Source organism: Microbacterium sp. MYb54, from assembly GCF_002979515.1.
Classification (GTDB): Bacteria; Actinomycetota; Actinomycetes; order Actinomycetales; family Microbacteriaceae; genus Microbacterium.
On the sequence record NZ_PCPA01000008.1, the window covers coordinates 45,732 to 66,663 of the forward strand.

Annotated in this window: 14 protein-coding genes; 9 read left to right on the top strand and 5 right to left on the bottom strand. The window is 69.6% G+C overall.

The window, feature by feature from the left end; genetic code table 11:
• Window positions 1–34: 34 nt before the first annotated feature.
• From CQ040_RS10565 to CQ040_RS10575, 3 genes are all read left to right on the top strand, one after another.
• Entirely contained in the window at window positions 35–1,381 is a 1,347-nt protein-coding gene (locus CQ040_RS10565) for a M20/M25/M40 family metallo-hydrolase (RefSeq protein ID WP_105528124.1), read from the top strand.
• Window positions 1,378–2,904: an MFS transporter gene (locus CQ040_RS10570; protein WP_105528123.1), complete on the top strand. Its 1,527-nt coding sequence runs from the start codon at window positions 1,378–1,380 to the stop codon at window positions 2,902–2,904. The genes CQ040_RS10565 and CQ040_RS10570 overlap by 4 nt, the downstream gene beginning before the upstream one ends.
• A 135-nt stretch (window positions 2,905–3,039) precedes the next feature.
• The gene (locus CQ040_RS10575) at window positions 3,040–5,517 is read left to right on the top strand and encodes a LuxR C-terminal-related transcriptional regulator (protein WP_105528122.1); all 2,478 of its coding nucleotides are present in this window, start codon (window positions 3,040–3,042) and stop codon (window positions 5,515–5,517) included.
• A gap of 54 nt (window positions 5,518–5,571) precedes the next feature.
• Here the strand turns inward: CQ040_RS10575 and CQ040_RS10580 are convergent, their stop codons facing one another.
• From CQ040_RS10580 to CQ040_RS10590, 3 genes are all read right to left on the bottom strand, one after another.
• On the bottom strand, window positions 5,572–10,683 hold the full coding sequence (locus CQ040_RS10580; protein ID WP_258131251.1) for an isopeptide-forming domain-containing fimbrial protein: 5,112 nt from the start codon (window positions 10,681–10,683) through the stop codon (window positions 5,572–5,574).
• A 400-nt stretch (window positions 10,684–11,083) separates the two neighbouring features.
• Window positions 11,084–13,603, bottom strand: coding sequence for an ABC transporter permease (locus CQ040_RS10585; RefSeq protein WP_105527060.1), 2,520 nt, complete (start codon window positions 13,601–13,603; stop codon window positions 11,084–11,086).
• Entirely contained in the window at window positions 13,603–14,370 is a 768-nt protein-coding gene (locus tag CQ040_RS10590) for an ABC transporter ATP-binding protein (protein WP_105527061.1), read from the bottom strand. Before CQ040_RS10590 ends, CQ040_RS10585 begins: the two co-directional genes overlap by 1 nt.
• 108 nt (window positions 14,371–14,478) lie before the next feature.
• Between CQ040_RS10590 and CQ040_RS10595 the strand changes: the two genes are divergently transcribed.
• The 6 genes from CQ040_RS10595 (at window position 14,479) to CQ040_RS10620 (ending at window position 18,763) form a co-directional block, all read left to right on the top strand.
• Window positions 14,479–15,711, top strand: a complete 1,233-nt coding sequence (locus CQ040_RS10595; RefSeq protein ID WP_258131255.1) for a sensor histidine kinase — start codon at window positions 14,479–14,481, stop codon at window positions 15,709–15,711.
• The gene (locus tag CQ040_RS10600; RefSeq protein ID WP_105527063.1) at window positions 15,699–16,337 is read left to right on the top strand and encodes a response regulator transcription factor; all 639 of its coding nucleotides are present in this window, start codon (window positions 15,699–15,701) and stop codon (window positions 16,335–16,337) included. The genes CQ040_RS10595 and CQ040_RS10600 overlap by 13 nt, the downstream gene beginning before the upstream one ends.
• A 152-nt stretch (window positions 16,338–16,489) precedes the next feature.
• On the top strand, window positions 16,490–16,849 hold the full coding sequence (locus CQ040_RS10605; RefSeq protein ID WP_105527064.1) for a PadR family transcriptional regulator: 360 nt from the start codon (window positions 16,490–16,492) through the stop codon (window positions 16,847–16,849).
• Window positions 16,850–16,851: 2 nt separating this feature from the next.
• Window positions 16,852–17,223 carry a DUF1048 domain-containing protein gene (locus tag CQ040_RS10610; protein ID WP_028501361.1) on the top strand — a complete coding sequence of 124 codons (372 nt, stop codon included), beginning with the start codon at window positions 16,852–16,854 and terminating at the stop codon, window positions 17,221–17,223.
• A complete protein-coding gene (locus tag CQ040_RS10615) occupies window positions 17,220–17,999 on the top strand; it encodes an ABC transporter ATP-binding protein (RefSeq protein ID WP_105527065.1) in 780 nt (259 codons plus the stop codon). Before CQ040_RS10610 ends, CQ040_RS10615 begins: the two co-directional genes overlap by 4 nt.
• Window positions 17,996–18,763, top strand: coding sequence for an ABC transporter permease (locus tag CQ040_RS10620; protein WP_028501359.1), 768 nt, complete (start codon window positions 17,996–17,998; stop codon window positions 18,761–18,763). Before CQ040_RS10615 ends, CQ040_RS10620 begins: the two co-directional genes overlap by 4 nt.
• A 172-nt stretch (window positions 18,764–18,935) precedes the next feature.
• On the opposite strand, the gene CQ040_RS10625 is transcribed toward CQ040_RS10620, so the two are convergent.
• Both CQ040_RS10625 and CQ040_RS10630 read right to left on the bottom strand, forming a co-directional pair.
• Window positions 18,936–19,319, bottom strand: a complete 384-nt coding sequence (locus CQ040_RS10625; protein ID WP_105527066.1) for a RidA family protein — start codon at window positions 19,317–19,319, stop codon at window positions 18,936–18,938.
• A 23-nt stretch (window positions 19,320–19,342) separates the two neighbouring features.
• Window positions 19,343–20,932 carry an amidohydrolase family protein gene (locus tag CQ040_RS10630; protein WP_105527067.1) on the bottom strand — a complete coding sequence of 530 codons (1,590 nt, stop codon included), beginning with the start codon at window positions 20,930–20,932 and terminating at the stop codon, window positions 19,343–19,345.

The following is a 20,932-nucleotide window of genomic DNA, read 5'->3' on the forward strand; positions in this document are numbered from 1 at the left end:
CTGAGCGCATCAAGAACCTGCAGAGAGGAATCCGATGAGAGATTCAGCGGAGGTCGTCGCCGCGACGACCGAGATCATGCCGACCGTGCTCGAGCGTCATGCCGCCCTGGTGCGCATCCCGTCGATCGCGTTCCCCGGTTTCGATCCGGAGCCGGTCCACGCGATGGGGCAGGCCGTCGTCGACCTGTTCACCGAAGCAGGAGCCACCGACGTGCGCCTGCTCGATGTGCCGGGAGGGTATCCCTGCGTGTACGCAGATCTGCCCGGGCCTGAGGGCACCCCGACGGTCCTGCTCTACGCGCACTACGACGTGCAGCCGGCGCCACCGGAACAGGGGTGGAAGACCGATCCGTTCGTGCCGACCACGGGTGACGACGGACGGATCTACGGTCGCGGCTCGGCCGACGACAAGTCCGGGCTCGCGATCCACTTCGGCACGCTGAAGCTGCTCGCCGGCGATCTGCCGTGCCGCGTGAAGATCCTCATCGAGGGCGAGGAGGAGACGATCTCGCACCTGGAGGAATTCGTCGAGGCCAACCCCGAGCTGTTCGCGTGCGATGTCGCGGTCATCGCCGACATGGGCCCGCAGGCGGTCGGGCGCCCCACGCTGACGACCGCCCTCCGCGGTGACGTGGCCTGCACGGTCACCGTACGCACGCTCGGCAGCGCCGTGCACTCCGGCCTGTTCGGCGGTGCGGCCCCCGACGCCATGACGGCGATGATCCGGCTCCTCGACCGGCTGCACGACGAGAACGGCGACACGACCATCCCCGGCGTCGACAGCGGCACGTGGCCTGGGGCGGCGATGGATGCCGACATCTACCACGCGGCATCGTCGATCCTCGAGGGCGTCGACTACCTCGGCACCGGCTCGCTCTCCGACCGCGTCTGGGCAAAGCCCTCCGTCACGGTGCTGGGCCTCGACATCCCGAACACCGCTGAGGCGTCGAACGTGCTGCTCCCCGAGGTCACCGCGAAACTCTCGATGCGCGTGGTCCCCGGCTCCGACGCGGATGCACAGCTCGACGCGCTGATGGACTTCCTGCGCGCCGACCCGCCGTGGAACAGCGTCGTCGAGGTCGCGAAGGTCAAGACGGGGCATGCGTTCGCCGTCGACATGAACGCGCCCGCGATCACCGCCGCCGAGCAGGCACTCGCCGATGTGTACGGCGCCGACGTCGAGGCGATCGGTTCCGGAGGGTCGATCCCGCTGATCGCCTCGATCCAGAAGATCGCCCCCTCGGCCGCGATCATCCTCTGGGGTGCAGAGGACACCGCGAAGGCCAACATCCATGCGGCCGACGAGTCGGTGGATCCGGGCGAGATCGAGCGGATGATCGCCGTGCAGACCCTCCTGCTGGACCGCCTGGGCTCGGCATGAGCACCCCGACGGCGAAGGAGGCGAGCGCCCGCCTCGCTGTCGGGGTGCTGCTCGTCACCTGCATCTCGACGCTCGTCGTCAACGCGAACACCTCGGCCGTCACGATCCTGCTCCCGGCGATCTCCGCCGACACCGGGATGTCGGTCGACACCCTGCAGTGGGCCGTCACGGGGTACTCGTTGATCGGTGCGGCGACGATCGTGACCTCGGGCGCACTGGGAGACGTGTTCGGTCGACGCCGGCTGTTCCTCATCGGTCTCGCACTGTTCATCGCCTCGTGCGTCATGATCGCGCTCGCGCAGGACGGCCTCATGGTCATCGCCGGGCGCTGCATCCAGGGAGCCTCGGGGGCCACGATCCTCGCCTGCGGGATGAGCCTGATCGCCGCCGCTCATACGAAGACAGCCCAGTTGAGGGCGGTCACGCTGTGGGGTGCGGCCTCGGCGATCGGCGCGGCAGTCGGCCCGCTCGTCGGCGGCATTCTGGCCTCGACGACCGGATGGCAGGGTCTGTTCTGGATCGATGCCGCGATCGCCGCGGTCTGCATCCCCATCACACTCGCCTCGGTCAAGGAGTCGAGAGACCCGGCGCGCACCCGCTCCATCGACCTCGCGGGAACCGTGCTCATCGCCGTGATCCTGGCCCCCGTGATCTTCGCGCTGACGAACGGCTCGGCCTGGGGCTGGGCATCCCTCGCGACGATCGGATGCTTCGTGCTGTCGGCCGCCGCTGTCGTGGCCTTCATTCTCGTGGAGCAGCGCGTGAAGGCACCGCTCCTCGATCTGAAGCTGCTCCGCAACCCGGTGCTCGTCGGCGCGACGATCGCCATCCTCCTCGGATCCGGCACGATCAACGCGATCATGTACGTGGTCAGCCTCTACTTCCAGGATCCGGTGGCTCTCGGCCTCTCGCCCCTGCAGGCGGGCCTCGCCACGCTCCCGGTCGCGGCGGCCGCGGTCGTGCTCGCCCCTCTCATCTCCCCGGTCGTGGCCCGCATCGGCGCCCGCGTCACCATCGCCCTCGGGTTCATCATCATGACCGCGTCTTTCGCCCTGCTGGCGGCAGTGAACGCTTCGTGGGTCTACGGGCTCTTCGTGCTCCCGCTCGTCGGCGTCGCTGCGGGCATGAGCCTCCAGAACGGACCGGCATCCTCGATCTCGACGTCGAGCGTCCCGGCGAACCAGATCGGCGCCGCCTCGGGGATCTCGAACATGGCGCGCTACGTGGGCGCGGCAGTGATGACGGCGATCATCGCCTCGGTCTATTCCTCGGTCGACGCGAAGCGCGTGGCAGACGGCGTGCCGAACGCGGATGCACTTGCTGCCGCCCTCTCGTGGTCGGCGATCTCGATGGGCATCTGGTGTGCTCTCGGCATCGCACTGTCGCTTCTGATGGGACGCCACCGCATCGCCAAGCCGACCGCGGTGGACATCGCCGCGGCTGCCGCCAGCACCGCCCATACGATCGCCGTCCCGGTGACGCAGGACGACGACGAGCACGCGCCGAGGGCGGGTTCGCGCTGACCCCACCCTGCTTCTGAGGCTGCCGGGAAGACGCGCGCAGCTTGCCACTACGGCATTTCGGAATATCGTAGAGGTGGGGACCTGGGGAGGTACGGTGTGGCATTTGTCGCGGAGGGGAACGGACAAGTACCACGCGTGTCGGCGCACGTCATCGGCCGTCCACGACTGAATACCGCGCTCGAGACCGGGGCACCCCTGACGCTGATCCGCTCCGCATCCGGTTCTGGCAAGACGACCGCTCTCGTCGAATGGGCGTCCGCGACCGCTTCCCGCATCGTGTGGTTGACCGTGACGCCCGCGATATCGACGAGCGACGCCCTCGCCCTCGCCCTCTTGAGGGCACTGCCTCGCGCGTGTCCCACACACACCGCCGCCGGCGACGAAGGCTGGGCCGCCGTGACCTCACGCCTGCGCGGCACGGAAGGTCCGCTCGTCGTGGTTCTCGATGACGCGGCCGCCATCGATCGTGAGGGCGTCTTCGCGTTGTGCCGCGCCGTCGCCACCACCCCGCTCACCCGCCTGATCGTCGCCACGAACCGCCCCAGTCCCTTCGACAGCGAAGGACTGGATCTCGTGATCGACACCACGCTCATCGCTCCCGAAGACCTCATGTTCGACACCGTGGAGATCCGGCGCGCGCTCGACGTAGACGACGACACGGCCACCGTCACCCGGGAGGCGACCGGAGGGTTCCCCGCCCTGATCCGCGCCCTGGCGCTGCGCGGTGCCGGAGTGGATGCCGCGTCGCTGCGCGCCGCCACCACCGTCATCGAGGACTACCTGCAGGACCGGCTCGCCGAATGCGCGTTCGATCCGCAGACCCTGCAGGGGCTGCTGCGGATCAGCGTCACCGACTCCGTCGACCTTCCGCTCGCGATGGCCCTCACGGGCGACGTCGAGGTCGCCAAGGCTCTGGACCAGGCCGAGACTTTCGGCTTCGGCCGGTGGGCGGTCGACGGGCGCAGCGACTTCGCCCTCACACCGCTCACGCGAGGCATGCTGCGCCGCGAACTCCGACGGACCTTTCCGGAAGATATGGCTCAGCTGCGGCGCATCGCGGCGGAAGGCGCCGTGCGCCGCGACATGCCGCTCGAGGGACTGCGCCTCGCCCTGGAAGACGACGACCTGCGCCTCGCGACGCACGTCACGATGTCGGGGTGGAACCGTCTGCTTCACCGCGACCGGCAGGCCGTCATCGAGATGCTCGGCGACGTGCCCGTTGCGCGCCTCAAGCAGGAGCCTCTCGTGGCCATGCTGCTCGGGATGTGCCTCAAACCCAGTCGGCTCCGGCGCCAGCGGGGACTCCAGCTGCTGCGAATCGCGGTGGCGGCGGCGAACGCCCGTCGGACCACACTCTCGGCGACGGAGCGGATCTTCATCTGGGCCGCCGAGAGCGCGTCGCTGCGCGCGATCGGGCGGCCGGAACGCGCAGCCCAGGTGGCCGCGCGGGCGCTGGCCCTGTTCACCGAGACCCCCGAGTCGCAGTGGGAGCAGTACGCCAGAGACATGCCGCTCTTGTGCACGCACCTGGGCATCTCGCTCTACTACGGCGGACAGCAGGATGACGCCGTGCAGCTCTGGGAGCAGGCCGCGGCCCTCGCCGCGGCACACGGAAGCAGCACCGCCTTCCAAGGGATCTGCCTCCTCGCCGGGGTCCACGCCCTGAACGGGGATCTCCCGGATGCCAGGCACTACGTCGCGCTCATCCGCGACGGCGACTGGGACCCGGCGCTCGTCGACAGCTATCGGGGCACGTTCTACCGTGTGGCCGAGGCGATGCTCGCGGTGGAGGACGGCGACCTCACCGCGGCCAAGCAGCACATCCGCTTCTTCGAGCCCTACCGGGCCACGAGCGAGCATTGGACGACGATGGCCTCCGTGGAGGCGTGGATCGCCCTGCACGAGGGTGAAGCCGCCGCGGGTCTGGAGCGCCTGGAATCGTTCGCCCGTCTCCGAGGAAAGGAGGCGGGTGCAGCGCACGTGCGCCACGCGCTGTCGCGCCCGCGAATGCTCCTGCACCTCGCGCTCGGCGATGTGAGTGCGGCCAGAAGCATCATGCAGCGGGATGCTGTCCCCGATCGTTTCGGCACCGTCCTCAAGCGCGCCCGCCTGGCCCTCATCGACGGCAAGGCTGCCGATGTGCTCCGACTTCTGGGACAGACCCGTCTGCGACCCTCGACCGCCCGAGAACGCGCAGAGGCATCGGCCGTGCACAGCGCCGCCCTGCACCGGGTGTCTCCTGCGGCCGCTCAGCCGTCGAGCGAGGCGTTGAGCGTGCAGCTCACCGACCGGGGTCTCACCACGCCGCTCGTGCTCCTGAGTGCAGAGGACTTCGGTGCCGTGCGGGCCGACCTCGACCCGACCGGTCGTGCGCCCTTCCCCCTGCGATCAGCACTGCCGTCGTTCGCGACCAGGCCCCGGCTGTCATCCCGTGAGCAGGTCGTGCTGCGCGCCCTGACGTCCGGCGCACCGCTGGCTGCGATCGCCGGCGAGCTGAGCGTCTCGCCGAACACCCTCAAGACGCAGCTCCGCAGCATCTATCGCAAGCTCGGCGCCCACAACCGCACCGAGGCGATGGAGCAGGCCGTCCGCCACGGGCTGCTGCCCGAGTGAGACACGGAAGGCCTCGTCCGTCGCATGTGACGGACGAGGCCTTTCCTGTGACCGCTAGGCCTGCGAGCGGCGTCGACGCACGATCAGCAGCACGGCACCGCCGAGCAGCAGAGCGATCGCGAGCGCCAGCACCCACGGTGCGAGCATTCCACCGGTGAGGGCGAGCGGCGTCAGCACCGGGTTCTCGGTCGAGCTCGTCGGCGGCGTGATGGTCTCACCGCCCGGAGGCGTAGCGGTGCCGACGGCCGCGTTGCGCAGCGTCGCCCCTGCCGCGCCGGCGTGCACGGTCACGGAGTACGTGATCGTGACGCTCTCGCCCTCGGCGAGGCTGCCCGACCAGCGCAGCTGCGTGCCGTCCACCACGGGTGCGGCCACCGTGTGTGCGGATGCCGTGCCGTCGCCGACGACCGCGGTCGCACCGGGTCGGAGATCGGCATGCGACAGCACTCCGGAGAGGTCATCGGTGATGACGACCTCGTCCAGTCCCGTCTCACCCGTGTTGGTGCCGACGAGCGTGTAGGTGACGACGCTTCCCGTGGCGACGGCCTTGCCCGAACCGGGATCGGCGGTCTTGACGAAGGTGAATCCCGGGGTGCCGACCGGGTTCTCGGTCGTCACGGGCGGAGGTGTGATCTCCCCGCCACCGGGCGGGGTTGCGGTGCCGGCGACCTTGTTCGCGATCGTCGCACCACCCGCGTCGCCGTTCACGGTCACCGAGTAGGTGATCGTGACGCGCTGCCCCACGGCGAGCGCGCCTGTCCAGGCGAGCTCGTCACCGTCGACGACAGGAGCCGGAGCGGATCCGTCGACCACGGTCGCCGTGGCGTCGCCGTTGTAGGCGGCGTGGGCGAGAACGCCCGACAGGTCGTCGCTGATGCTCACCGGCGAAAGCGTCGTCTCACCGGTGTTCACACCGGTCACCGTGTAGGTGATGACGCTGCCGGGGTCGACCCGCGTGCCGGCGGCCGGGTCTGCCGACTTGCGCACCTCGAAGCCGGGCTCGTTGACAGGATGCACGGTCGTCGCGGGAGGCGTCTCGATCGGAGGCACGCCGCCCGGAGGTGTCGCCGAGCCCGAAGCCGAGTTCTCGAGGGTCGTGCCACCCGCATCCGCGTGCACGGTGACCGAGTACGTGATCGTCACGGTCTCGCCGATCTGGAGAACTCCTCCCCAGGCCAGTCGGTCGCCGGCGACCACAGGAGCGGTCGTCGCGGCCGCGTCGACCGTGGCGGTCGCGTCGCCGTTGTAGTCGGCGTGCGCGAGGACCCCGGAGAGGTCGTCCGTGATCGCGACCGGATCGAGGACCGTCTCGCCGGTGTTCACGCCGATCACGGTGTAGGTGATGACGCTGCCGGGGTCGACTGCCGTGCCCGCCACCGGATCGGCGCTCTTCGACACCGAGAATCCGGGCACGTTGACGGCGTTCGTCGTGATGCCGGGCGGCGGGGTGATGACCGAGCCACCTGGCGGGGTAGCGGTCGCGCTCGCGTTGTTCTCGAGCACGGATCCCACGCCGTCGGCGGTCACTGTCACGGAGTACGTGACGGTGACGGTCTGACCGACCGCGAGGGCGCCCGACCAGCTGAGCTTCGCGCCGTCGAGCGCCACCGCGCCGGCAGGCAGCCCGGCGATGACCGCGGCCGCGTCGTCGTTGTACGACGCGTACGGCAGCACCTTCGACAGGTCATCCGTGATGTCGACCGGGTCGAGGGCGGTCTGACCGGTGTTGACGGCCGTCAGCGTGTACGTGAGAACGTCACCGGGATCCACAGCCGTGCCCGGTGCGGGGTCGACCGTCTTGGCGAACGCGAAACCGGGCTCGTTGACGGGGTGCTCCGTGGTCGACGGCGGCGGGGTGATCGGCGTACCCGGCGTGGTGGGGCTGCCGGGGTCGCTCGGGTCGGTCGGGATCAGCGGAGTCGCCGTGCCGGTCGCGGTGTTGGCGATCGTCTCGCCGCCGGCGGTCGGGTCGACCGTCACCGAGTAGGTGATGACGACGTCCTGCCCGGGGCGCAGCACTCCGCTCCATTCCAGGTCACCGCGTGCCACGGTGACGTCGCCGCGGGTGGCCTTCACGTCGCCGTTGTACGACGCGTGAGCCAGCGCACCGCGCAGGTCGTCGGCGATCGAGGCCGGGTCGAGCACGGTGTCACCCGTGTTGGTACCGGTGACCGTGTAGGTGATCACGCTGCCGGGGTCGACGCGTGATCCCGTCGCAGGGTCGGCCGACTTCATGACGGTGAAGCCGGGGGTGGCGACCGGGTGCTCGGTCGTCGAGGGCGGCGGCGTCACCGGGGTGCCGGGAGTGGTGGGGCTGCCCGGATCCGTCGGGTCGGTCGGGATGAGCGGGGTTCCCTCGCCCGTGGCGGTGTTACGCAGCAGCACGCCGGTCGCATCCGCATCGACCGTCACCGTGTAGGTGATGGCGACACGCGCGCCGGGAGCGAGCGTTCCGGTCCAGGTCAGCGTGGTGCCGTTCACAACGACCGCGCCGGTCGAGGCCGTCGCGTCGCCGCCGTACTGCGCATGCGCGAGCACGGCAGACAGGTCGTCGACGATGGTCGCCGGATCGAGCACCGTGTTGCCGGTGTTGACGCCGGAGATCGTGTAGGTGATCGTGTCACCCGCACGCACGGCGGTGCCGGAGGCGGGGTCGGCGGACTTCGAGACCTCGAAGCCGTTGTCGACGACCGGATGGTTCGTCTCCACGGCCGGCGGGACGATCGGGGTTCCGGGGGTCGTGGGGCTGTCGGGGTCGGCCGGGTCGACCGGGATCCGCGGCGTGGCCGTGCCGGTGGCGACGTTGTGCAGCAGCGCCTTCTGGACGCCGGCGTCGACCGTCACCGAGTAGCGGATGGTGACGGACTCACCGCGGGGGACGCCGCCCGTCCAGGTCAGCGTGCTGTCGGTGACGGTGACGGCACCACGGTCGGCGGTGACGTCGTCGTTGTAGCCGGCGCTGTCGAGCACACCGGACAGGTCGTCGACGATCCGGGCCGGGTCGAGGTCGGTGTCACCGGTGTTGGTGCCGGTGATCGTGTAGGTGACGGTGTCGCCGGCCGAGACGGCCGTGCCCGATGCCGGGTCGGCGGACTTGCTGATCGTGAAGCCCGAACCGATGACCGGGTGCTCGGTGGTGACCGTCGGCGGGACGATCGGCTCGCCCGGCACCTCCGGCCCCTCGGGGTCGCCGGGCTTCGGGGTGGTCGGGGTCGCGGTGCCGGTGACGGAGTTCTTCAGGATCTCCCCCGAGGCCTCCGCATCCACGGTCACGGAGTACGTGATCGTCACGGCCTGCCCTGGTGCGAGTGCGCCGGTCCAGGCGAGGTCGTCGCCGGTGATGGTCGCAGCGCCCGTGGTGAGGGGCGTGCCGGCGACCGAGGTCGAGATGTCGGAGTTGTAGGCGGCGTGCGCGAGCACACCGGACAGGTCGTCGGCGACCGACGCGGGGTTCAGCGTGGTGGCGCCCGTGTTTGTCCCGGTCACCGTGTACTCGATGGTCTGGCCCGGCTCCACGACCGATCCAGCGGCGGGGGCGGAGGTCTTGGCGACGGTGAAGCCCGCGACGGGGTGCTCTGTGGTCACGGTCGGGGGAACGGGCGGAGCGAGAGTGCCGGGCGGGGTGCCCGAGGCGGTGACGCTGTTGGCGATCCGCTCACCCTCGACACCGGCGTCGACGATCACCGAGTACGTCACGGTGAGCACCTGACCGGGCTCGAGCGCACCGGTCCAGGCGAGGTCGTCGCCCGTGACGGTCGCGGCGCCGGAGGCGACGGGGGAACCGTCGATCTTCGTCGCGATGTCTCCCTGATACTCGGCGAAAGCGAGCACACCGGACAGGTCGTCGGTCACGCGGACGGGGTCGAGGACCGTGTTTCCGGTGTTCTCGGCCTCGACCGTGTACGTGAGGCGCTGGCCGGCATGCACGGCGAGGCCATCGGCGGGATCAGACGTCTTGCGCAGAGCGAGGCCCGGCACGAGGCGCACGTTCGTGAACGTGCAGGTGACGTCGGTGCCGTGCGCGCCCGCGGGCTGCTTCACCTCACCTGAAGCGGTCACCGCCACCGGAGTGGTGGAGCCGTCGGGGTTCACCTGCACGCAGTCCAGTGACTCGGCGTAGCGGGTGCGATCGGTCGTGCCGGATGCCGACTCGGACAGCCGGAAGGTGTCGCCCTGGTTGGTGAACACCGGTCCCGCATAGTCGGGCTGCAGCCCGGTGCGCTCTCCGCGCGTGGTGGCATCGGTCTGCGCGACCTGGTAGCCGGCCGGCGACTGGATGCGCAGCGCGAACTGGTCCGTGGCGGCCTGACGGCCCCCGGGGAGGTCCTTCTTCAGGGTGAGCGTGTTCGGGAACGTGCAGCTCGACATGTCGGTGGGCGCGAAGCTCCCGAGCGACGTGGTGTTGACGGTCTGTCCCCGAGGGAGGTCGACCTCGATGATGCGGTTTCCGCCCCCGGACACGGAGACGAAGATGTGACCGAGGTTTCCGAACGCGATGCCGTTGCCCTGCACGCCCGCGCCCATGTCGTGGACCTGCTTGGCTTCGATGGTGGCGGTGCTCGGCTCGAGGGTCTTGGGGAGGTCGGCGGAGTAGATGAAGTTGTCCGCGACCAGGACGAGCTGACCCGAGGCGCTGAAGGCCATGTCTCCGTTGGCACCGAAGGCGCTGCTGCCGGCCGTGGGGCGGAGTGTTCCGACCTGCACGTACGTCTGCGGCGTGACGCTCTCGTTCCACGCGTACAGGTTGATGGCGCCGCTGACCGTGCCGCTGGCGAAGTAGTAGACGCCCGAGTCGGGGTGCACGGCGCCGCGCAGCACAGACGAGTTCAGCGTGAACGAGGTGCGGGTCGTGACGTCGGCGACCCGGTCGTGCTTGGCGAGCACCTTCGGGCCGGCGGCGTTGGTGACGGTGTAGGCGTACTGGCCGCTGGAGGAGATTCCGAGGGCGTTGTTGGAGTGGTCGACACCGAGGGTGGTGCCGCCGAGTGTGCCACCGTCGCCCGGCGCGCCACCCTGCTCGTTCACGACGAACTCGCGCACCTCGGTGGCGCTCTGCACGTACACCGCTCCCGGTGTGCAGAGGAACGGATCAGCCGCTGCCGCCGGAGCGGCCGTCAGCGTCCCGCCGATGAAGACCATCGACGAGGCGACGAGCGCCGTGCTCACGGCGCCTCCGATCAGCTTTCTCGCACGGCTCCGCCAGCGGCTGTGCCGCTCGGACGGAAGGCCATCGGATGTGTGGTCCTTGCGGGCAACACGAAACGCCATGACTGTCTCCCCATTCATCGCTTCACCGGCGCGCATTCGCGCACGGAAGCCCCCGCCCCCTCAGGCGACCGCCGAGCACCATTCGGGCATGGTGATCTCGGTCCGGGCCATCGCCAGCCTGCCCGGACCCCGAGACGCGATCCTGCCGATCCCGAAGAAATCACCCCGACTTTTCACCCCATGGCCCCTGACCTATGACCCCATGGGCCCCTGACTCACGACCCCACTGACCCCTGTCTCCTGACCCCATGCGGAAAGGGGCGCACCGATGACTCCGGTGCGCCCCTTCCCGATCGCTTTACTGGCGCGAGCCGATCTCGTCGATCGGACGTGTGCGCATCGTCGCGGTCGTCCCGACCCACATCGCCACCAGGGCCAGCGCACCCATCGCACCGACGATCGCCAACGAGCCGACCACCGGCAGCACGGGCAGCGGCTGCCCGGAGATGCCCATGCTCACGCCGATGAGCGGCGGGATCGCGACCACGACGCCGAACACCATGGCGATCACCGCGACGAGCACCGCCTCGATCCGCATCATCGCGCGCACCTGCCCTCGGGATGCGCCGATCAGCTGCAGCAGCGCCAGTTCACGCGAGCGCTCGCCCGTCGCCATCACGAGGGTGTTCACCACGGCGATCGCGATGTAGCCGAGGATCACGAGCAGCGCGATGAGATTCACCCACCCCTGCTGCGACTGCGCTCCGGCACCCGCTGCCTCCTGCCCCGATCCGTCGCTCACGAGCAGACCACGCGCACTCAGCGCTGCCCGGACCTCGTCCGTCGCGCCCTCGTCGACCGCCACGAGCGCGAAGGCATCGAGGCCGGCCGTCGTGTGGGCCCTGACCGCATCGGCGGCCATGGTGAGGTCGCCGAAGCCGAGACCCCGCTCGTACACCGCGACGACCGTGGCCTCGAGCGGGGTGCCGTCGCCGAGGTGCCCGACGACCGAATCGCCGATGCCCACGCCGAGGCTCTGCGCGGCATCCGTGCTCACCGCCACCGTCGAGGTGCCATCGAGCTGTGCGAGTGACCCCTCGCGCACGCGCAGGTCGAGGCTGTTCGTGATGTGCCCCGGATCGATGCCCTGCAGCACATGCTCCGCGCGCTCCAGCTTGCCCTCGAGGTCGTGTGAATCGAGCACCGCCGTGCTGAGAGTGACTCCCGAGGCCTCGGTCACGTCTGCGGTGGAGCGGATCTCGTCGACGACCTCAGGCGAGAGCCCCGTCGGCGCCGTCACGCGCAGATCGGCGATGACGCCTGCTGTGGCCTGTGCGGCTGCCTCCGCGGCGATGATCGACGGCGCCCCGATCTGCACGAGTCCCAACCCGATGCCGAGAGCGATCGGCAGGATCGCCGACGCGAGACGCCTGCTGTTCGCCGCAGCGTTCGCCGAGGCGAGGAAGCCCGCAGAAGACAGCCGGCGCAGCACCGTCCCGATCAGTCGGACGCTCAGCGACACCAGCCATGGTCCGAGCACAGCGAGCGCGATGATCAGCAACATGGCCGCGCCCGCTGCGGCTCCGGCGGCGATCTGCCCGCGCACCACGAGCGGCACCGTCGAGACCGAGATCCCCGCGGCGGCGAGCACGATTCCGGTGATGATGCGCGGCAGGCCGATGGCCGGAGCGCCCGTCGCCGACTCGCGCAGCGCCTCGACCGGGTCGAGCTTCGCGACCCGAGCCGCCGCGATACGCGCCGCACCCCAGGCGGAGGCGAGCACGAGCAGCACCGCGCCGACCGCGGGAAGCGGACTGAATGCCAGGGCGAAGTCGCCCGGGATCACACCCCCGGCCACGAAGGCCGACTGCAGCACGGTCGACAGCAGATACCCGGGGACGATGCCGAGCACCGCCGCGACGGCCGCGACCCACAGCACCTCACGGGCCACGAGCGCATGCACCTGGGAGGGACTCGCCCCGACGGCCCGCAGCAGCGCGTAGTCACGGCGACGCGACTGCACCGAGAGCGAGAGCGTGCCGGCCACGATGAACATCGCGACGAGGATGCAGGTGCCGACGAAGGCGCTGCCGATGGCCACGAGCGTCGAGCGTGCAGCACCCGAGTCGAGGAACTCGACGTCGCCGCGGGCGTCTCCCGTGCGGGCGATCAGGTCGGGGAAGGCCTCGCGGATCGCGGTCGCCGTCTGCTCGGGATCCGCCCCGGAGACGAACACGCCGAGTGCCTGCGCGGCCCCTCCATGCGGGTCGAGCTGGTCGATGCGCCGCTCGCTGAGGAACACATGCGTCGCCCGCTCCGGTGCCACTGGCGCTGTGACCTCGCCGACGACGCGGTATTCCGAGGGGATGCCGCCATGGGTCAGCACGACCGTGTCGCCCACTGCACGACCGCTACCGGCCGTGACGACCACCTCGTCGGCTGCGGCAGGCTCCTGACCCTCGTTCAACTCGAAGCCGGTCAAGGCGGTGGCCGACCAGGAGTGCGCCTCGACCACGGCAGAGCCGCCGGCATCCGCATCCTGCAGTGCGAGCGGAATCGTCAAGTCGACGACGACGCGGTCGACTCCCGGAAGGGCGGCGATGTCGCGCACCGCATCGGCGGGCAGCGGCACGCGTTCCCGCAGGGGAACAGGAAGATCCTCCGGTACATCCACCTGCTGCGACGCGCCCACCACGACGTCTGCCGCGGCATAGCGCTCGGGCGCCAGACCCCCGCGCATGCCGGACTCGACGAGCACTCCGAGGCCGGTCACCAGCGCGCTCGCGACGAACACCGCGACCGCCACCCCGACGAAGCTCCCGCGGTGGTGACGAAGATCCGCGCGGACCAGCCGACCGAGACCCAGCTGCTCCGCCATCACCACTCCCCCAGAGCGCTCATGCGATCGGTGATCTGCTGCGCGGTGCCGCCGTCGAGATGCCCGGCGAAGGCCCCGTCCGCGAGGAAGATCACCCGGTCGGCGTGCGACGCCACCACCGGGTCGTGCGTGACGACCACGACCGTCTGGTTCAGCTCCCTCGCCGTGTGCGCGAGCAGGTCGAGCACCTGCTTTCCGGAGCGCGAGTCGAGCGCACCGGTCGGTTCGTCGCCGAACACGACATGCGGCCGCGTGATGAGGGCGCGGGCGATCGCCACCCGCTGCTGCTGCCCGCCGGAGAGCTCGGACGGGCGTCGATGGCGGAACTCCGTCAGACCGACGGCATCGAGCAGGAAGTCGAGCCACTGCGCCTCGAGCCGCCGACCGCCCAGGCGCAGCGGCAGGGTGATGTTGTCCTCGACGTTCAGGGCCGGCAGCAGGTTGTAGGCCTGGAACACGAAGCCGACATGGTCGCGCCGGAAGGCCGTGAGCTGGCGCGCCTTCAACCCCGAGATCTCGGTTCCGCCCAGGTGCACGGTGCCGCTGCTCGGGCGGTCGAGGCCCGCGGCACTGTGCAGGAGCGTGCTCTTGCCCGAGCCCGATGGCCCCATGATCGCGGTGAACGAGCCCTTCGCGATGGCGAGATCCACGCCCCGCAGCGCCGTCACGCGAGTGGCGCCTGCGCCGTAGGTCTTGACGACGGATTGCAGGCGCAGTGCTTCTGTCGGCCGCGCATCGACGGCGGGAGCATGTGGTGTGAAGGTCATGATTCGACGCTAGGGACGCCCGTCTCGGGATCCCATCCCGCCTCCTGCCGCATCGATGGTGGTGCTGGCTATACCGTGCGGCCCTGACCGCTCGGGCAGACTGTGAGAGTGAAGGACGGACGGATGCGACGCTGGCTGCGCGCGTGGGGATATCTGGCCGTCGAGGCTGGGGTGTCGATCGTCTCGGTGGTGTTCCTTGGCCTCGGGATCGCCCTGCTTCCGCTCATGATCATCACCGGCGGCGTGCTGCTCATGCCCGAAGCCGTGCGGGGCCTGCACTGGTGGACCGATGTGAACCGTCGCCGGGTCGGCGCCTACCGGGGTGCGGAGCTGACACCGATCGGCCGGGTGCTCGCGCCGGACTCGACCATCGACTCCCGGCTGCGCTTCGCACTCTCGCGCGCCACCGGTCGCGACGTGCTGTGGCTGGCTGTTCAGGGACTCCCGGTGCTGTTCGTCTCGCTGCTGACGATCTCGCTGCCCGTCGCGGCGGTCAACACCCTCGCCGTCACCTACTACTGGCAGTTCGCTCCGGCTGACGACCCCGTCGGGTCGGTGTATCCCGTCACGTCCTGGGAACTCGCGGCCACGATGCCGCTGCTCGCTGTGGCCTATGCGATCCTCGCGCTCTTCCTCATCCCCGCCGTCGCGCGCCTGGTGTCGTTCGTGTCGGCGAAGCTGCTCGCGACGCCGGAGAAGTCACGTCTCGCCGCCCGCGTCGATGCCCTGACCCTCAGCCGCGCCGCCGCGCTCGACGCGCACGCGGCCGAGCTGCGCCGCATCGAACGCGACCTGCACGATGGCGCACAGAACCGCCTGGTCAACGTGGTGATGATGCTCGGGATCGCCGAGCGTGCGCAGGAGACCGGGGGCGACGTGCTCGAACCGCTGCGGCGAGCACAGGATGCCGCGACCGATGCGCTCGCCGGACTCCGCCGCACCGTGCACGACATCTATCCGCCGATCCTGGACGAGCTCGGGCTGGAGGGCGCTCTGGCATCGCTCGCCGGGCGCAGCGTCGTGCCCTGCACGATCGAGACGGACGAGGTCGGACGGGTGCCGGCTGCCGTCGAGTCGGCCAGCTACTTCGTCGTGGCCGAAGCGCTCACGAACGTCAGCAAGTACAGCCAGGCGACGCACGCCGCGGTACGGGTCGCGCGCGAAGGTGAACTTCTGATCATCGAGGTCGAAGACGACGGGGTGGGTGGCGCCGTCGAGCGCCCCGGCGGCGGTATCGCCGGCATCCGTCGCCGCATCGAAGCCTTCGAGGGCGCCCTCGATCTGACGAGTCCGGCCGGCGGACCCACCACCCTGAGAGCGGAGCTGCCATGCGGATCGTGATCGCCGAAGACGACACACTGCTCCGCGAAGGTCTGGCCCTGCTGCTGCGCAGCGAGGGCTTCGAGGTGGTGGCGGCCGTCGACAACGCCGTCGACTTCCTCGCCCGACTCGATGAGGCGGATGCCGCGGTGGTCGATGTGCGGATGCCGCCGACCTTCACCAGCGAGGGGCTGAAGGCCGCGGCCGAAGCCAGAGCCCGCCGCCCCGGATTCCCCGTGCTGGTGCTGTCGGCGTATGTGGAGGACCGCTACGCCGGTGAGCTGCTGGCGGCCGGGGCCGACGGACTCGGCTACCTGCTCAAGGAGCGCGTCGGCAAAGTAGCGGCCTTCATCGATGCCCTGCACCGAGTGGCAGCCGGCGGCACGGTGATGGACCCCGAGGTCATCTCGCAGCTGATGAGCCGGCGTCGCGCCGACGACCCGGTGCAGACGCTCACACCGCGCGAACGCGAAGTGCTCGGCCTCATGGCAGAGGGCCTCGACAACGGCACCATCGCCGGGCGGCTCTTCGTGACCGAGACCGCGGTGAGCAAGCACATCGGCAACATCTTCGGCAAGCTCGGCCTCGCCTCCAGCGACAGCGGCCACCGGCGCGTACTCGCCGTCCTCGCGTACCTGCGCAGCTGACGGCGTCTCGGCCTCTCTCCTGAGGCCCATCGGCCCCACCGGATCCCTTCGAAAAAGTTTGGTATTCGGTGTTGCTAAGTACCGGTACTCAGTGTTACTTTGTACCGGTACCCAGCAACACTGAGTACCAACCGAAACGAAAGGAGGACCTGATGGGCAAGCAGATGACCGAGATGCTCAAGGGCACTCTGGAGGGCATCGTTCTGGCTCTCCTCGCCGAGCAGCCGGCATACGGGTACGAGATCACCACACGCATCCGAGACCACGGGTTCATCGACATCGCCGAGGGCACGATCTACGCACTCCTCGTGCGCATCGAGCAGAAGAACCTCGTCGACGTCGAGAAGGTCCCGAGCGAGAAGGGCCCGCCCCGCAAGGTGTACACCCTGAACGCGCAGGGCCAGCAGGAGCTCGAGGAGTTCTGGAAGACCTGGGACTTCCTCGCGCAGCACATCGCACAGCTGAAGCAGACCAACACCGACAACAGCACCACCCCGAACAAGGAGAACTGATCATGGCCGCAAAGTGGATCGAAGCAATCACCGGATCGCTCGAGGAGAAGAAGCAGTACAAGCAGGCTCAGGCCCGCATCAACGCCCTGCCCGAGCCGTACCGCGAGGTGGCGAAGGCCCAGCAGCGCTACAACATGTACTACGGCGGCGTCACCGACGGCGACACCATCGTTCAGATGTTCCTCGACATCGCCGATCTGTGGGAGCGCGCCGCCATCGACGGCACGCCCGTCAGCGCGATCGTCGGCGACGACCCCGTCGAGTTCGCCGAGAACTACGCAGCGGCGTACGGCGGACGGCAGTGGATCGACAAGGAGCGCACGCGCCTCATCAAGGCGTTCGACGACGCGAAGAAGAAGGAGAACGAGTCATGACGAACCCCGCCATCTCGGTGCGCGGCATCGAGAAGTCCTACAAAGATCTGCACGTGCTGCGCGGCGTCGATTTCGAGGTCGAGAAGGGCAGCATCTTCGCCCTCCTCGGCTCGAACGGCGCCGGCAAGACCACCATGGTGCGCATCCTCTCCACCCTGCTGAAGTCGGACGCCGGCACGGCGACCGTGCAGGGTGTGGATGTCGCCGCGAACCCGGTCGGCGTGCGCGAGCTGATCAGCCTCACCGGGCAGTTCGCCGCGGTCGACGAGATCCTCACCGGACGCGAGAACCTCGTGCTGGTCGCGAAGCTGCGGCACCTGCCAGATGCCGGGAAGGTCGCCGACGACCTGCTGGCGAAGTTCCGCCTGACCGATGCCGGCGCTCGCAAGGTCGGCACCTACTCCGGCGGCATGCGTCGCCGGCTCGACATCGCGATGAGCCTGGTCGGACACCCCGAGGTCATCTACCTCGACGAGCCGACCACGGGCCTTGACCCCGAAGCCCGCATCGAGGTGTGGGACGTGGTCAAGGAACTTGCGAACACCGGTACCACGGTGCTCCTGACCACGCAGTACCTCGACGAGGCGGAGCAGCTGGCCGACCGCATCGCGATCCTGCACGAGGGCCGCATCATCGCCAACGGCACCCTCGCGGACCTGAAGAAGCTGCTTCCGGCCGCGAAGGTCGAGTACGTCGAGAAGCAGCCCACCCTCGAGGAGATCTTCCTCACCCTCATCGGCCCCAAGGCCTCGGAAAAGACGGAGGACGCAGCATGACCACGCACTTCGCCGCCGACACGGCGACACTCACCGGCCGCTCCATGCGGCACATCTTCCGCAGCCCCGACACGATTATCACCACGGCGGTCACCCCGATCGCGCTGATGCTCCTGTTCGTGTACGTCTTCGGCGGTGCACTTCAGCAGAGCACCGGCACCGACAACTACGTGAACTACCTGCTCCCCGGCATCCTGCTCATCGCGATCGCATCCGGCATCGCCTACACGGCCTTCCGGCTGTTCACCGACATGCAGAGCGGCATCTTCGAACGGTTCCACTCCATGCCGATCGCCCGATCGAGCGTGCTGTGGGCCCACGTGCTCACCTCCCTGACGGCGAACGCCATCACCCTGGCGATCATCTTCGGCGTCGGCTTCCTGATGGGCTTCCGCACCGGAGCGAGCTTCTGGGCCTGGCTCGGAGTCATCGGCATCCTGATGCTGTTCACCCTGGCGCTCACCTGGCTGGCGATCATCGCGGGCCTGAACGCCAAGACGGTCGACGGCGCGAGCGCGTTCTCGTACCCGCTGATCTTCCTGCCGTTCATCAGCTCGGCGTTCGTGCCGACCGACACCATGCCGGCTCCGGTGCAGTGGTTCGCCGACAACCAGCCGGTCACCTCGATCGTCAACACCATCCAGGCGCTGTTCGCCGAGAAGCCCGTCGGCAACGACATCTGGGTCGCCCTCGCCTGGTGCGTCGGCATCCTCGTGGTCGCCTACGTCTTCGCGATCATCTCCTACCGGAAGAAGGTCAGCTGATCTTCGCCCAGCGAGACGGGACGCTCCGACCGGGTCACTCGACCCGGCCGGGGCGTTTCGCCGCGCTCGGTGGGGTGTCGGGCGGAGAACTCCGTATCAGGAGGAGGCTCTCGCGCGGATGCTCCTCCCGACACGGAGAAGTCCGCCCGACCGACCGCCTGAAGGCGCGGCGTCAGGCCTGGGGCAGAGCTGCGACGACGTCGATCTCGACCAGGATGTTCGCCAGCTGAGAGCCCACGGTCGTGCGCACGGGGTACGGCGCGGTGAAGAACTCCTCATAGGCCTCGTTGAACTCGGCGAAGTCGGCGAGGTCCTGCAGGTGCACGGTCGACTTCACGACGTCGTCGGTGGTCAGCCCGTGCACGGCGAGCACCTTCTGGATGTTCCGGAGCACCTGCCGGGTCTGATCGCCGACGCTCTCGGGAACGGCATGGTCGTTCGCCGCGTCCTGCGGGCCGAAACCCGCCGTGTACAGGAATCCGTTCGCGACCACGCCGTGGCTGTAGGGGCCGGCGGGCGTTGGCGCCCCGTCTGCGTAGAATCCGGTCTTCGGCATCTTTCTTTCCTTTCGTTGACGATTCAGGTCTGGGGTGAGCGGCGGAGCCCGCGGCCCGGCAGGGCACCGGTCAGGCGGCCGTCGGCGAGAACGCGGATGCCGCCGACGAACACGTCGTCGATGCCCACACCGCGGCCGCGCGGGTTCTCGTAGGTGGCGGTATCGGCGACCGTCGCCGGGTCGACGATCACGAGGTCGGCGACCGCCCCGGCCATGACGGCGCCCCGGCGCCCGAGGCCGAAGCGTCGCGCAGGCAGCGTCGACAGGTGGTGCACCGCATCCGACCACGTCCAGCTCGCCCGCTCGCGCACGTATTCGCGGAGGAACAGCGAGAACGAGCCGGCGGCACGCGGATGCGGATGGGCGCCGATGAAGATGCCGTCGGAGCCGCCCATGTGCCCGGGGTGACGGAAGATTCGGGCGAGCTCCGCGCCCGAGCGAGGGCTGCGCACAGCCATCACCGCGCTGCACTCCAGACGGGAGGCGGCGAGCACATCGAGTGCGAAGTCGACCGGGGCGACGCCGGCGCGGGCCGCCGCCTCGCGCAGCGTGAGCCCGTGCGCCCAGGCCGACTCGGGCGCGGCGAGGTGAGCGAGCGTGATCATGTCCGCCCACTCCGGTCCGAGGCTGGCGCTGCGCTCCGCCCGCAGGGTGCAGAGCTCCCGCAGCTCGGCACGGCGAGACGGGTCCGCGATCACCGCGACCGCCTCCGCCACGGGCAGCGCCGAAACCTCGGGTGGGAGCAGCGGCATCCCCAGCAGCGTGCAGCCGCGGGTGTAGGGGTAGGCGTCGAAGGTCGCATCCACGCCTGCAGCATCGAGCGCATCGAGCGCATCCAGCACGATGTCGGCGTCGGCATGGAAGTGCGAGACGTGCACGGGCAGACTCGACCCCGCGTGCTCGGCGGCCAGGCGGGAGATCTCGGCGATCTCCGCCATACCGGCAGCGGTGTTCGCCTCGTAGCCTCCGCGCATGTGCGTGACGTACACGCCGCCGGCCCGAGCGACCGGCTCGCAGAGGGCGGCGATCTCGGCGGCGTCCTGGAAGATGCCGGGCGTGTAGTCCAGGCCGGTCGAGAGGCCGAGGGCGCCGTCGGTCATCCCCTGCGCGACGAGCTCCTGCATGCGCCGGCGCTCCTCGTCGGATGCCGGGCCGCCCTTCCGGCCGCACACCTCGAAGCGCACGGTGCCCGCCGGCACGAGATAGCCCGCGTTCACCGCTGAGGTTCCGTCGACGGATGCCAGATACGCGTCCACGCCTCCGCCCCGATAGGTGGGGTGGGTCCCGTTGATGGCGGCGAAGTACTCGGAGGCGTACTCGCCGTTGCCCGGCGCGTACGACACACCGTCCTGGCCGGCGATGACGGTGGTGACGCCCTGCCGCAGCAGTGTCAGCGCGACATCAGGGTCGCCCAGCAGGCCGTCGGTGTGGGAGTGCGCGTCGATGAAGCCGGGAAGCACCAGGCGGTCGGAGGCGTCGAGCACGTCATCACCGGGACGGGCGTCGACATGGCCGACCTCCGTGACGAGCCCGTTCTCGATCGCGACGTCGGCGCGCACGAGCCCCGACGCATCGACGACGGAGCCGCCGCGCAGGACCACCCGATTCTTCAC

Coding starts and splice junctions, on each gene's coding strand:
- CQ040_RS10610 (WP_028501361.1), top strand. CDS start 16,852: ATGGCCGCAAAGTGGATCGAAGCAATCACCGGATCGCTCGAGGAGAAG.
- CQ040_RS10600 (WP_105527063.1), top strand. CDS start 15,699: ATGCGGATCGTGATCGCCGAAGACGACACACTGCTCCGCGAAGGTCTG.
- CQ040_RS10590 (WP_105527061.1), bottom strand. CDS start 14,370: ATGACCTTCACACCACATGCTCCCGCCGTCGATGCGCGGCCGACAGAA.
- CQ040_RS10605 (WP_105527064.1), top strand. CDS start 16,490: ATGGGCAAGCAGATGACCGAGATGCTCAAGGGCACTCTGGAGGGCATC.
- CQ040_RS10565 (WP_105528124.1), top strand. CDS start 35: ATGAGAGATTCAGCGGAGGTCGTCGCCGCGACGACCGAGATCATGCCG.
- CQ040_RS10615 (WP_105527065.1), top strand. CDS start 17,220: ATGACGAACCCCGCCATCTCGGTGCGCGGCATCGAGAAGTCCTACAAA.
- CQ040_RS10585 (WP_105527060.1), bottom strand. CDS start 13,603: ATGGCGGAGCAGCTGGGTCTCGGTCGGCTGGTCCGCGCGGATCTTCGT.
- CQ040_RS10620 (WP_028501359.1), top strand. CDS start 17,996: ATGACCACGCACTTCGCCGCCGACACGGCGACACTCACCGGCCGCTCC.
- CQ040_RS10625 (WP_105527066.1), bottom strand. CDS start 19,319: ATGCCGAAGACCGGATTCTACGCAGACGGGGCGCCAACGCCCGCCGGC.
- CQ040_RS10570 (WP_105528123.1), top strand. CDS start 1,378: ATGAGCACCCCGACGGCGAAGGAGGCGAGCGCCCGCCTCGCTGTCGGG.